The organism is Ruegeria sp. CDSA034 (assembly GCF_059612275.1).
Map to the genome: position 1 here is coordinate 151,630 of NZ_JBXWQH010000002.1, position 13,122 is coordinate 164,751.

Below are 13,122 nucleotides of genomic sequence, written 5' to 3' on the forward strand. Positions count from 1 at the left end.
GTCACATAATCAGGGCAGAGGAGTGATCCGTACTGAAGACGAGGGAAGAAGCAGAGATGACAGACATAACGATCCGCAATGCAGCTGGCAAATGGAGCGTTCGTTCCGGCGGCGCCGTTCTCGGAGAGAGCATGAATGCGCTGGAGCTGCTGGAAGGTGATCTGGAGCCGGTGATCTATTTCCCCCGCGCCGATATCGGAATGGCCTTTCTGGACCGTACAGAAAAGGTCACACATTGCCCGCACAAAGGCGAAGCAACGCATTTCTCAATCGTCAACAAATCATCGGTGACCGAAAACGCAGCGTGGAGCTATGAGGATCCGGTCGCCGCAATGGCCGAGATCAAGGGTTATGTCGCGTTTTACCGCGTCGATTCCGTTAAGGTCGAGCAGATCTGAACCCCTTAGATGGCCTCTCTGACCCGTTCGGTCGAGGCCATGTCGCGACGCACACGCCCATAAGCCTGCGCCATGGAGGTTAGGGTATGCGGCGCGCAGCCAATTTCTGCGAGGCAAGAGGCGTCAATAACACGCACGCGCCGCTGAAAGGCCTGCTCAACCACCTGATCTACAGGTTCATCGCCCGGCCCAAAGGTCAGGTTGTGATAGTGGAACCCCTGCCCTGGCGCAGTAGTGCCCAGATTGTGACGGACGCGATGCGAGCCCAGCCAGTCAAGTAGAAACTGTAGCCCCTCGTCCTGCCCCGGGTCCGGTACATGCGTCGCCTCGATCTGACCAAGCTCAGGTTGCAGATGAAACTGTACATATGTCTTGGGCGTCCAGATCCGAACGGGTTGCACAAAATCAATGAAACGCCCCATGCGCCAACCGCGTAGGCGCGGACCCAGGCCCAGGGTTGTCGTAACAAGGCTTACCGGGGCTTGCGACACCGCATAGACAGACGCAAAAAGACTGCATCGACCATCCTGTTTCCGCTTGAGTGTCAGCGCATTGAAATTTCCACGATTCGTGTAATTCCGCGGCGATCCCAACGCGCGTGCCAGCCTCAGACAGTTGATCGTATAAGGCGCGTGGTCCAAAAAGCCGATCTGAGTAATTTGTGGCAGGCTTCGCGCAAGCAACGTGGCTGTGCCCAGGACGCCTGCAGCCAGGAACACCTGGCGGGCCTGAATGCGTGTCCCATCCGCCAGTTCCAAGCTTACACAATTCTGGTCATTTTCGATCCGTTGCACACGGCCAGCACGGACTTCGACATTTGGCATTTCGCTTAGACGGTTTCCTACGGCCCGCGCCATTGCACCCAAGCCGATATCCGGGGCGTCTTTTGTTCCCGTCAAAAGGCGTGGCACACTTTTTTCCAACCCATCGCCCAGTTGCTCGCGCCGGATGCCGCCTATGACCTGCAGGTCACTTTGCACGGTCTCGCAGGCGGCGGTGTAATCTGCCCAGCTTTCAAGATATCGCCCCTGACCCCAGGGATCATCGTTATCGTAGACCTGCAATTGTTTGCCCCAAAAATTGGCAAGCCCACCCACTTCGGCGGCGACGAACAGCGGCGGGGCATCCCCGGATACATCGGTCCGTTCGGTCATAAAGGCCGGCTGCTGACGTTCGTACGCGACAGACACAATCTTGGCCGGGCCGTCCTCACATGGTTCAGATCCCGCGCCTGTAATCACCACCACCGAACCTGAAACCGCTCGCATTGCAGTCAAAGCGGCGTAGCCAGCGGGGCCCGCGCCTATCAACGCAACATCAAATACTCGCATAGTGTGGACCTTTGCCCGGCGCCCACCGTTGTATTGACCTGATGGTCGCCAAACAGTGGCTGAAACAGCCTCGTGGGGGCATTGCAGAAAAACTGGTAACAAATTGGACGTCCTGAGATACTTGTTTGCCTGACCCGTCCCGATCAGCAAACCACCTGCCTCCCAATTTGGCGAGGTACGAACCTCCTTGTTCGGACAACAACCCGCCCATCCGGTTATTGCCGTGCGAGACCCTCACACCAGGTCTCCGAGCCGGATACCTGAAGGAGGGGTTTTGAAACATAGCCGTTGAGACACATGATGCGTGTAGGCTGCATAAATCCGGGAGTGCAAATCAAGATGCAGAAATAGCATTTTCAAAGTACTCCCGTTCGCGCGAGTTTCAGTTCAAAAATAAGTCAATGCAGTTATGTCGTTCAAGATCTTGAAATTTCTTGGCTCCCGACACTCGCTTTGGGAGTAAATTTCCTTTGGTCGCGTAGGGATATCGCTGCAATCGTCACAAATATTAACGATTTTTTGGCCTTTTGATCAAGAAATTCGGAAAAAAAGTGAAATTTTTAGCTGTATTTGGGATGCAGCTTACCAGCAAAAACCCGCCAAGACATGCAGCCAGAAGGGTTTCGCCAGCAGTTCAACCCGGGCCACACCCCCAAAAACATCGGGTTCACGATCTAATCACGGGGCTGTTGCATGCATGTGAGGCATCAAGAGTGCACAATGCCACCAAACACCGCCCAGAGGATGCCATGTCACTTACCCGTCGCAGTTTCGCAGGATCATTGGGGACCGTGCTCTTGTTGCCTGGCGCATTGTCCGCGCAACAAGACCCCGTGCTGGATGCTGTGCGTTCCACCTTGTTCGGAAGCAACGCGGAGTTTGAGCAAGGCATGGCCATTCTCGTGCAACGCGACAACCCGGATGTGGTGCCTGCTTTGCTGACCGGTATGCGATACGCCAGACGTCGCAGCAGCGACATCGTGAAGGTCATGCAGACCCTGACTGGTGAGAGTATCGGCCAAGACTGGTTTGAGTGGATGCTCTGGCAGGAAAAGAACCCGCAAATCGTGCCGCACCCCTCGCTCATCCCGTTCAAGCGCGAGGTTCTCCTGGGGATAGATACGAATTTCGATGTCTTCCTGAAGCCAAAGTACTTGCAGCGCGACAAGATGAAGATCCGGCTTGAAGAGATCGCGTGGGGTGGTGTGAACAAGGATGGTATCCCATCGCTGGACAATCCGGCGCTGATCCCTGCCGCGCGCGCAGATTACCTTAAGGACGATGACCTGGTCTTTGGCATTTCGATCAACGGGGACGAACGGGCTTACCCGCTGCGGATCATGGGCTGGCATGAAATGTTCAACGAAGTGATTGGCGGGGTTCCGGTAGCCTTGGCCTACTGCACACTGTGTGGTTCAGGCATTCTGTTTGAAACGCAAGCGCCGGGTCGCAGCAAACCGCTGATCTTCGGCTCATCCGGTTTTCTGTACAGATCCAATAAACTGATGTTCGATCGTCAGACGCATTCCCTGTGGAACCAATATACCGGTAAGCCAGTTGTTGGCGCGCTTGTCGGCAGCGGTATCGAGTTGAAACAACGCCCGGTGGTTATCACCACATGGCAAAGTTGGAAAACATCGCATCCCAAAACGAAAGTTCTTTCAATGAACACCGGTCACCGGCGGAACTATGGGTCGGGTGTCGTGTATCGGGAGTATTTCGCTTCGTCCGAATTGATGTTCCCGGCGCTGGTCGATCAGTCCAGCCACAGGCAGAAAGACTATGTTTTCGCCATCCGGCAATTCGGCGCGGCGCGAGCATGGCCCCTGGATGCGTTCGGCAGGAGCCGGGTAATCAACGACGCCATCGCCAACCGGCCTCTGGTGCTTATCGGAAACGACGAGAAGCGCGCAGTGCGAGCTTATGAACGCGCGTCCCACAAGTTCGCTGCGTCTGGCAGCGAATTGGTGGATGAAACGGGTCAGAAGTGGACCATGACCGAAGAGGCGCTGGTTGGACCGGGAGGCACGGAATTGCCCCGGGTCGCAGGCCATATTTCGTACTGGTTTGCTTGGGACAACTACCTAGGCGATACCGCGACCGTGTATAAACGCTAAGAGTGCTCTTCAGCCGCCGTGGCAGCCAAGGCGCGATTATACGCTTTCAGTGCATCGACGTGGTAAAGCGCTCCGACCGGGTTTTCACTGCCGTCCTCTTCGACAATCACCACCGGAATACAGGGGATGTCATCCCTGTCGAAATAAGGCATCGCGGCCTCTAGCGTGGCGCTAGCTTGAACACATAGCCCTTGTTCGATCAATTCGACCGCCTGTTCTTTCGTGATCGAGCGCGAATCGCCCAAGGGGCGCATGACCGCCCCGGTTCGCAGCATCGCCAGCAGATAGGCTTGCGGCCCTGCGGCCAGATGCACGTTACGACGTTCCAGCTGGGTCAAGAAGAAGGACCGATCCACAAGACGCGAGGCCAGCGCTGTCGACATCGACACCGAAACCATCACAGCCAGGCCGATCTGCCAGTCTCCGGTCAGTTCAAAGACAATCATCGTGGTCGAAATCGGTGCGCCCAGAACCGCGGCAGCAACGGCCCCCATTCCGGCAAAGGCATAGAGCGTATGGGTGCCAGAAACATCAGGCAGCAGCCCGGTTGCGATCAGGCCGAAGGCCAGTCCGGTCAACGCCCCAATCATCAGCGATGGGGAAAACACCCCGCCGCCCATACGTCCGCCCATGGTGATCGCTACGGCAACCGTCTTGATTACCGCAAACAGGATGGCAAAACTCAGGGTCAGGTCACCTGCCAAAGCGCGGATCGTGGTTTCATACCCGACGCCGATGATGTGCGGGAACCAGATCGCCAGCAGCCCCAACATCGCGCCTGAAACAGCTGGGCGCAGCCAGCCAGGCAAGGCAAGCCGGTTCTGGATATGGTTGCCGATATCTTCGGCAAAAAAGATCGACCGCATGAGCAGAAGCGAAACCAGCCCGCAGATTAGGCCAAGTAGCAGGAAGGCGGGCAATTCCACGTAGAATTGCAGGGAACCGGGTGTATCCAGAACAAACTCGGTCACGTCGCCATATTCCAGCCGGTTGATTACTGTCCCAGCAACCGAAGCGATCACGATGGGCGCAAACGCATGCACTGCAAAGTGGCGCAGTACGACCTCAAGCGCGAAAAGTGCACCTGCGATCGGTGAGTTAAAGCTGGCCGAGACGGCGGCGGCAACGGCGCATCCCAACAGATCGCGCCCGGTGATGCCATCGGCATGGATGCGGTTGCTGACCCAGGTTGAGATCACGCCAGCCATGTGCACGACCGGCCCCTCTCGGCCCGTGGACCCGCCTGTACTGAGCGTGACGAGCGAGGCAAAGAACGACGCGATACCCGCCTTGCTTTCCACGCGACCATCGGTCACCGCGGCCCCTTCGATGACGTCAGCGACGGATCGCACGCGTCCGTCGTCGGTGAACTTGTTCAGGATCACGCCCACGATTAGCCCGCCGATGATGGGAATGATCAGGATCAGAAACCAAGGCAGCTTTTCCGCATGGCTGTGCAGCAGCAAAATGTCATCCGTATCATAGACATAAGCCTGCAGCGACCGGATGGCCTTGCGAAACCCCAATGCCATGAAACCTGCCGCAATCCCGATCGCCAGCGCGATGAACCAGAATTGAATCTGGCTGGGCCCACGCCGTCGCATCACCCGCCAAGCGTCCTTGATCGCGGCCAAAGCCTGATTGAGCTGGTTGCGCAGAACAGTGCGGGTTGATTGGGTCATTGGCTCTCGGGGATCACGTCTTTCCCCTTAGTAAGCCACGGAGCGCCCTTATAAAAGTGGGATCGCGACGGATTGAACACGCGAAAGCGGCAGAATTGCCTCAGGCCTGCAAAAGGGCCCGGGCGGCAGCGCGGGCTTCGTCCGTGATCGTGTCACCTGCGACCATACGGGCAATTTCATCCACGCGGTCGGGTTCGGCCAGCGGAACAACGGTAGAAAGGGTCTGCCCGTCGGTGACGTGTTTTTGCACCCGCCAGTGATGCGCCGCGCGGGCCGCCACCTGCGGTGAATGCGTCACAACCAGCACCTGCCCGCCCTGCGCCAGCGCCGCCAGACGCCGCCCGACCGCATCGGCAGTTGCACCACCAACGCCCCGATCGATCTCATCAAAAATCATCGTGCGCGCGCTGTCATCCCCGGTCAGGCAGACCTTGAGCGCCAGAAGAAACCGACTGAGTTCGCCGCCCGAGGCAATTTTGTTCAGCGGACCAGAAGGTGCGCCGGGGTTGGTGGCAACTGTAAACGCGACAGCGTCGATGCCTTCCGGACCGGGGTCTGACGCCATGATTTCCGTTTGGAACACGGCACGCTCCATCTTCAACGGGGCGAGTTCGGTCATCACGGCGACATCCAGCTGCCCGGCTGCCTTCTGGCGCGCAGCACTAAGCTTGACCGCTGCATCGTCATATGCGGTCTGAGCGGCGTCCACCGCTGCCCGCTGAGCGGCAAGATCCGCATCGCCTGCGTCAAGTCGGTTCAAACGGTCACGCAAAGTTTCGGCAAAGGTGCCCAGATCATCAGGTACAACATCATGTTTACGAGCCAGTGCGCGGATGGCGAACAGGCGTTCTTCGGCCTGCTCCAATTCCACCGGATTGAAATCCAATTTTTGCAGACAAGCATCGACACCGTCCTGCGCCTCACCCAATTCGATCAGGGCGCGCCCCAGGGCCGCGATTGGTGCCTCCAATTGGCCGCCGGCATTGTCCGAGACGCCTTCGAGCCAACGCACAGCGTCCGCTATTGCGCTTTCAGCCCCGTCCCCGCCAAGCAGAGAGAAAGCCCGAGCGACATCATCCCGGATACGCTCAGCTCCTTGCATCATGCGACGGCGAGCATCGAGCTCAGCGTCCTCGCCGGGTTGCGGGTCCAGCTGATCAAGCTCAGATACTGAATGCCTCAGAAATTCCTCTTCCGCGCGCATCGCCGCAAGGGTGGATTCTGTTTGAGCAAGAGCTTTGCGCGCACGTGACATCTCGGACCAAGAGGACCGCACCGTTGCAAGGTGGCCATCGACTCCGGCGTAATCATCCAGTATTGCCCGGTGACCGCGCGCGTTCAACAGGCCGCGATCATCGTGTTGACCATGCAGTTCGATCAGGGTCTCGGACAATGCGCGCAGCACCTCGCCCGAACAACGGCGATCATTGACCCACGCGGTCTTGCGCCCCTCGGCCGTATTCACCCGCCGCAGGATCAGTTCCTCTCCCCCGGGCAGGCCCGCCTCGGCCAGAATTGCATGTGCAGGATGGTCTTCTTCTAATTCGAACTCGGCCACGACTTCACCCTGGGCGGCGCCCTGACGGACCAGTTCAGCCCGGCCACGCCAGCCCAGAACAAACCCCAGCGAATCCAGAAGAATCGACTTGCCCGCACCGGTTTCACCAGTCAACGCATTCAGGCCCGGCTGAAACGTCAGTTCCAGCCGGTCGATGATCAGCATGTCACGGATATCGAGGGCGCGCAGCATCGGGTCTTAGCGTCCCACCCCATTGGCCATGGCGATTACAACCACTCACCTTTGACGGTCTGACGGTAGATCGTGCTGAGCCAGTTGTTGCCACGGCTCTTGAGATCCAACCCGCGTGACGTCAGCAACGAATAGCCCGCATCGTACCATTCGGACGATTGATAGTTGTACCCAAGAATGGCCCCTGCCGACTGTGCCTCATCCGCAAGACCCAGTGCCAGATAGGCTTCAATCAAGCGGTACAGAGCTTCGGCGGTATGAGATGTGGTCTGGAAATCTTCAACCACCACACGGAACCGGTTGATGGCTGCGGTATAATGGTCCTGGCGCAGATAATAGCGTCCAATTTCCATCTCTTTGCCAGCCAGATGGTCAAATGCCAGATCGAATTTCAACACCGCAGAGGTCGCGTATTCGCTATCCGGATAGACCTCGATCACTGTGCGCAGCGATTGCAACGCCTGAAAAGTCAGGCCCTGATCGCGCCCGACCTCGTCAATCTGGTCATAATAGCTGAGCGCCAGAAGATATTGGGCATAAGCCGCATCTTCGTCCGTCGGGTAAAAGTCGATGTACCGTTGTGCGGCGCCTCGGCTCTCTTCGTAGTTTTTGTCCGAGTGGTATGAGAACGCCTGCATGATCAGCGCGCGCTTGGCCCAATCGGAATACGGATACAGACGTTCAACTTCTGAAAAATACCACGCCGCATCGTCCGAACGATTCTGCGACAGCTCATATTCGCCGCGCGTGAAAATCTGTTCAGGAGTGAACCCTTCCAGGTTCTGATTGCGGTCTGCGCCTTTTCCAGCGCACGCCGTCAAAACTGCTGTCAGAAGAATCGCGCCTGCGAACCTGACTGCCGCTTTGCTGCCAACCATTCCGCCTATCCTTGTCGTATTACTTGACGGGGTTAAGCCCCGATTTAGGCCAAGGTCTAGCACATAAAATTCCGGTGCAAAACGTCTTATGCGCCCCTTCGCGGAATTGTCGACAGAGTTGATCCAATCAGGCGACTTCGGGGATTTCGTCCCGGACCAGGCCCTGCCCCGGAAGGCGGGCTGCCTGTTCGGGCGTACACAGGATCGGACGGACGGCACCCGGTGTTTCGAACAGCTTGCGCAGCAGAGTATTGGTCATTGCATGGCCGGATTTGTCACCGGTAAAGTGACCAAAGATCGGACCGCCTGCCAAATACAGGTCACCAAGGGCGTCCAGCATCTTGTGACGCACTGCCTCATCCGCGTGGCGGAAACCACCCGGGGTAAGGACTTCATCACCCTGGACAACGACGGCATTTTCCAGCGTACCGCCCAAAGCCAGCCCGTTTTCGCGCATCGCCTCAACATCAGTACGGCGACAGAACGTCCGGCAGTCACACAGCTCACGTGCGAACGAGCCGTTGCGCATATCCAGTGTCTTGGTCTGGCTGCCGATGGCACCGTCTTCGAAGTCGATATGGAAATCGATGATCAGACCATTTGCAGGCGCAATCGATGCGCTGGCACCTTCGCGCACAGCGGTCACCGGCTTAAGAACCTCATAGGCCAGAACCGGGCTGGCTTGGCGACGCACGCCCTTCGCCATGATACCGCGAACGAAATCAATCGAAGACCCATCCATGATCGGAACTTCGGGACCATCAATCTCGATCAGTGCGTTATGTATTCCGCAACCGGCCAGCGCGGCCATAATGTGCTCAACCGTAGACACAGACACACCTGCGTCGTTGATCAGGCGGGTGCACAGCGGGGTGCGCTCGACCACGTCATAGATCGCAGGGACAAGGGCATTGCCCAGCTCAATATCCGTCCGTTTGAACCAGATGCCGTGACCGGCGGCCGCCGGTTTCAGGACCATCGTCGCAGGCTTACCGCTATGCAGTCCGACGCCTGTAAACGTGACCGGAGATTTGAGCGTATGTTGCAAGGTGAACCTCGAAGAGTGGTGTCCGGCCTCGGTTGGCCGTGTTGGACACTCAGTTAAGGAAGGCGGCGTCAAGGCTCAACTCACTCTTTGCAACCGAATGAAACATGTATGTGACAGATCGGCAAATCCCTGCTTACACCCCATTAAGCATCTGTAAAACAAAAGAAAAGGGCCGCCATTTGGCGACCCTCTGCATTCATTTTGTTACCGCGATCAGTTGGCCTGGCGCCGCAAAAAGGCGGGAATTTCGATCCGGTCCTGTTCGGGGTCGACCTCATCCCTTGCAGGTGCCGTAGCGTCAGATTGGCGCATAACGGGCTGCTGGCGCGGTGGTTGCGCGGGAGTATCTGCCGCGTGACCGGTCATCCGATCGATCAGGCGGTTAAAGCCAAAGCGGGGACGATCATGCGCTTCTTCCTGCGGTACAGCGGTCGGCTGTGGGGTCGCGGGGCGGGCCATCGAAGGGCTCCGCTCGGACGGTGGAACGTTCTGAACGGCGGCCTGCAAGCGTTGCAGTGCCTCGGGCGACGGTGTTCCCGCTGCCGGTTGAGGCTGCGGCGCGACATAGTTTTCGGACGCAGGCTCAACCGGTTCGGGGGTCGGCTCGAATTCGGCAACGCGCGGCTGATAGGCCGGCGGAGGCAGACCATCATCATCCTGCCGGACGCGCGACTGGAACTGCGGCTGTGCGGGCTCTTCTGGCGTTTCAAACAGCGAGGGTTCGCGGATCATATCTTGTTGCGGCGCGTGCTCAGCGACTTCCGCAGCAACCGGAGCCTCTTCCTGCACCGACTCTTCTGCCGAAACGGTGCGGGTCAGCGGTGCCGACATTGAACGGCGCGCGACGGGGACATCTTCCTGCTTTTCACTGGCATCGATACCGGTCGCGACAACCGATACGCGCATGCCGCCTTCCATCACGGTATCCAGAGTCGAACCAACGATGATGTTCGCCTCGGGGTCCACTTCTTCGCGGATGCGGTTGGCGGCTTCGTCCAGTTCGAACAGGGTCAGGTCGTGCGAGCCGGTGATGTTGATCAGAACGCCCTTGGCACCCTTGAGGCTGATTTCGTCCAGCAGTGGGTTGGCGATCGCCTTCTCGGCGGCCTGAACCGCGCGATCTTCGCCGGTGGCCTCGCCCGTTCCCATCATCGCTTTGCCCATCTCGTCCATCACGGCGCGAACGTCTGCAAAGTCGAGGTTGATAAGGCCCGGACGGACCATCAGATCGGTCACGCCTTTGACGCCCTGATAGAGAACATCGTCCGCCATCGAGAACGCCTCGGTAAAGGTGGTCTTTTCGTTGGCCAGACGGAACAGGTTCTGGTTCGGGATGATGATCAGAGTGTCGACGACCTTTTGCAGCATCTCAACGCCGTCTTCGGCCTGACGCATCCGCTTGGCACCCTCAAACTGGAAGGGCTTGGTTACAACGCCAACGGTCAGAACGCCCAATTCCCGCGCGGCCTGCGCGATGATCGGAGCGGCGCCTGTGCCAGTACCGCCGCCCATACCGGCGGTGATAAAGCACATATGCGCGCCGGCCAGATGATCAACGATCTGTTCAATGCTTTCTTCGGCTGCTGCCGCACCCACGGTCGGACGGGCCCCTGCCCCCAGACCTTCGGTGACTTTCACGCCTAGTTGAACCCGTGCCGAGGACTGGCTTTGTTGCAGTGCCTGCGCATCGGTGTTGGCGACCACAAAATCGACGCCGTCCAGCTGTTTCTCAATCATGTTGTTGACAGCGTTGCCGCCTGCACCACCAACGCCAAATACTGTGATCCGAGGCTTCAGTTCGTCGTGCCCGGGCATCGAAAGATTCAATGTCATGCTCTGTCCGCCTGTTTTTTTGTTCCCGCCAAAGCGGTGTTTTTCTTACCTATCCACTAACAATCCTACCGTTTGAAACGGCAAACGTCACGCCAAAAATCGCGCAATTCCACAAAATATGGAGGAAATAAGGCGCTGACCGGCAGTATTTCGCAAATACCGCCAGATGTTGCGTAAAGAACTCAATGTAGCACAAAACAGGCGATTTGCGCGCGGCACTCAACCGACGCATCACCAAAGGGACTCATAAACTGTCAAACTGCGGAAAACTGCTCAGGTCCTGCCGCGGGCCTCTGTCGGGCCTTGTGGATATCTTGCGGGATAAACGAGTTAGCTGCAACCCATTTCTTTAGCTGATCGGGGCACTTGGACAATTCAAACCGTCCTCGGTGATGCTGCGCACCTCCTGGATTTCGCTGTCCGCAAAAGTGGCCAGTCGCACCATCAACTTGCCCTTATATTCGAAAGGCCACCAACACACCGCTGGCCCTTCGACGGCATCATCATAGAGAAAACAGATTTGGCCGTTCGGCGTTGTGATATGCCCATAAACGCACCCTCTTCCTTCACGGCGCCAAACCGAAACGGTGGAGCTGAGAAATTCTTCGGTGCCAACAAGGTCGCCGCTGCGAAAGTCATGAAAGTCGACGGTTTTGCCCAGAACCGCATCCAGAAATGCCTCGGGGGTGATCCGGGTTTGCGCCTGAGCGGTCAGCGGTGTCAGGGCCAGCAGCGCTGCGACCCCTAGCTTACCAATTGTCACGGAACCAACGCACGGCCCGCTTGAACGGGCGCGCGGCATAGGTGTCGACAGGGATTTCAAAGTCCCACCATTCGTCCTGTGGGTGCGCTGCAAACAGGCTGAGCCCCACTGCGGAAGAGAATCCCGGCCCGGTCGCCGATTGCGGTAGACCATGCACACGCAGCGGCCGGCCAAGGCGGACACGCTGCCCAAGGATGCGGGTCGCCAGGCCGTCCAGACCCATGATCTGACTGCCACCACCGGTCAGGACAATCTGCTGGCTGGGCATATGCTCGAACCCGGCCGCATCCAGACGAACGCGCACTTCTTCAAGGATTTCCTCGACGCGGGGGCGCATGATCCCGATCAGTTCAGCACGGCTGACGGTGCGGCGATCATGTTCCCAGTCGCCAGTATCCCCGCCGATGTCGATCAGGTCCCGATCATCCGCGCCAGTTGCGTGAACGCCGCCGTTAAAGGTTTTGATCCGCTCCGCCACTGAGGCCGGAATACCCAACCCCATCGAAATGTCGGAGGTCACATGATCCCCACCCATGCGCACGCAGTCGGCGTAAATCATGTGCTTTTTCATAAAGATCGACACGCTGGTCGTGCCGCCACCCATGTCAATACAGGCCGCGCCCAGCTCCTGCTCATCCTCGACCAAGGCGGAAACACCAGACACATAGGCCGAGTTTGCAATTCCGGCCAATTCCAGATCGCAGCGTTTGATGCAGCGCACAATGTTCTGGATCGCGGTCGCGTCGACCGTCAACATGTGCATGTCGACGGCTAGGCTCTGCCCCATTTGGCCGCGCGGGTCGATCAGACCTGAGCGGTTGTCCAAAGCGAAGTTTACCGGTTGGGCATGCAACACCTCACGCCCTGCCCCATAGTCCGGCACATCACAGGCGTTCAGAACACGGCCAACTTCGGCCTCCGTCACGACCTGCCCCTCAAGATCGACCTGCGCATCTAACCCGTAAGAGCGCGGGTTCGCACCCGAGAAGCTGGCAATCACATGATCGACCCGGATATCGGCCATCTTTTGCGCCGCCTGCAGGGCGGTTCGGATCGCCCGTTCGGTTTCCTGCATGGCGGTGACTTCGCCAAATTGAACGCCCCGCGACCGTGTTGTCGCAGCACCAATCACACGAAAGCCGGTCTGCCCGGCCATCGACCCGATGGTGTTGTCCTCGCTCAGGCGGCCGGTCCCGTCAAAGCGAAGTACAAGACAGGCAATCTTGGAGCTGCCAACATCGAGAATGGCGACAACACCGCGCTGCATGGCTTGTCTGCGCATCTGCCGCATGGCGCGCTGGGACTGATAAAGATCGGTCATC

Annotated in this window: 10 protein-coding genes; 2 read left to right on the top strand and 8 right to left on the bottom strand. The window is 58.2% G+C overall.

Features of this window, described 5'->3' with window-relative positions; all coding sequences use genetic code 11:
* Positions 1-56 precede the first annotated feature (56 nt).
* Positions 57-398 (top strand): DUF427 domain-containing protein, encoded by a 342-nt coding sequence (locus AC2FLJ_RS04655; RefSeq protein WP_496704597.1) that lies wholly within the window; start codon positions 57-59, stop codon positions 396-398.
* A 5-nt stretch (positions 399-403) separates the two neighbouring features.
* On the opposite strand, the gene AC2FLJ_RS04660 is transcribed toward AC2FLJ_RS04655, so the two are convergent.
* Positions 404-1,729 carry a hypothetical protein gene (locus AC2FLJ_RS04660; protein WP_496704599.1) on the bottom strand — a complete coding sequence of 442 codons (1,326 nt, stop codon included), beginning with the start codon at positions 1,727-1,729 and terminating at the stop codon, positions 404-406.
* Positions 1,730-2,478: 749 nt separating this feature from the next.
* Here AC2FLJ_RS04660 and AC2FLJ_RS04665 point away from each other — a divergent pair.
* Positions 2,479-3,846 (top strand): DUF3179 domain-containing protein, encoded by a 1,368-nt coding sequence (locus AC2FLJ_RS04665; RefSeq protein WP_496704601.1) that lies wholly within the window; start codon positions 2,479-2,481, stop codon positions 3,844-3,846.
* Here the strand turns inward: AC2FLJ_RS04665 and AC2FLJ_RS04670 are convergent.
* The 7 genes from AC2FLJ_RS04670 to ftsA all read right to left on the bottom strand — a co-directional run bounded on the left by AC2FLJ_RS04670 (position 3,843) and on the right by ftsA (position 13,121).
* Positions 3,843-5,528: a chloride channel protein gene (locus AC2FLJ_RS04670; RefSeq protein ID WP_282119140.1), complete on the bottom strand. Its 1,686-nt coding sequence runs from the start codon at positions 5,526-5,528 to the stop codon at positions 3,843-3,845. The genes AC2FLJ_RS04665 and AC2FLJ_RS04670 overlap by 4 nt on opposite strands.
* 100 nt (positions 5,529-5,628) lie before the next feature.
* Positions 5,629-7,278 (bottom strand): DNA repair protein RecN, encoded by a 1,650-nt coding sequence (gene recN, locus AC2FLJ_RS04675; protein ID WP_496695894.1) that lies wholly within the window; start codon positions 7,276-7,278, stop codon positions 5,629-5,631.
* 35 nt (positions 7,279-7,313) lie between these two features.
* Positions 7,314-8,156: an outer membrane protein assembly factor BamD gene (locus AC2FLJ_RS04680; protein WP_058279586.1), complete on the bottom strand. Its 843-nt coding sequence runs from the start codon at positions 8,154-8,156 to the stop codon at positions 7,314-7,316.
* A gap of 127 nt (positions 8,157-8,283) precedes the next feature.
* Positions 8,284-9,204, bottom strand: coding sequence for a UDP-3-O-acyl-N-acetylglucosamine deacetylase (lpxC, locus tag AC2FLJ_RS04685; protein ID WP_113789279.1), 921 nt, complete (start codon positions 9,202-9,204; stop codon positions 8,284-8,286).
* 213 nt (positions 9,205-9,417) lie between these two features.
* Positions 9,418-11,037, bottom strand: coding sequence for a cell division protein FtsZ (gene ftsZ / locus AC2FLJ_RS04690; protein WP_496704604.1), 1,620 nt, complete (start codon positions 11,035-11,037; stop codon positions 9,418-9,420).
* A 349-nt stretch (positions 11,038-11,386) separates the two neighbouring features.
* Positions 11,387-11,800, bottom strand: a complete 414-nt coding sequence (locus AC2FLJ_RS04695; protein ID WP_496695898.1) for a hypothetical protein — start codon at positions 11,798-11,800, stop codon at positions 11,387-11,389.
* Positions 11,787-13,121: a cell division protein FtsA gene (ftsA, locus tag AC2FLJ_RS04700; RefSeq protein WP_058279582.1), complete on the bottom strand. Its 1,335-nt coding sequence runs from the start codon at positions 13,119-13,121 to the stop codon at positions 11,787-11,789. The genes AC2FLJ_RS04695 and ftsA overlap by 14 nt, the downstream gene beginning before the upstream one ends.
* Position 13,122: the final 1 nt, after the last annotated feature.

Excerpts from the sequence above, each read along its gene's own strand:
- AC2FLJ_RS04655 (WP_496704597.1), top strand. The coding sequence starts at position 57 with ATGACAGACATAACGATCCGCAATGCAGCTGGCAAATGGAGCGTTCGT.
- AC2FLJ_RS04660 (WP_496704599.1), bottom strand. The coding sequence starts at position 1,729 with ATGCGAGTATTTGATGTTGCGTTGATAGGCGCGGGCCCCGCTGGCTAC.
- AC2FLJ_RS04665 (WP_496704601.1), top strand. The coding sequence starts at position 2,479 with ATGTCACTTACCCGTCGCAGTTTCGCAGGATCATTGGGGACCGTGCTC.
- AC2FLJ_RS04670 (WP_282119140.1), bottom strand. The coding sequence starts at position 5,528 with ATGACCCAATCAACCCGCACTGTTCTGCGCAACCAGCTCAATCAGGCT.
- recN (WP_496695894.1), bottom strand. The coding sequence starts at position 7,278 with ATGCTGCGCGCCCTCGATATCCGTGACATGCTGATCATCGACCGGCTG.
- AC2FLJ_RS04680 (WP_058279586.1), bottom strand. The coding sequence starts at position 8,156 with ATGGTTGGCAGCAAAGCGGCAGTCAGGTTCGCAGGCGCGATTCTTCTG.
- ftsZ (WP_496704604.1), bottom strand. The coding sequence starts at position 11,037 with ATGACATTGAATCTTTCGATGCCCGGGCACGACGAACTGAAGCCTCGG.
- ftsA (WP_058279582.1), bottom strand. The coding sequence starts at position 13,121 with ATGACCGATCTTTATCAGTCCCAGCGCGCCATGCGGCAGATGCGCAGA.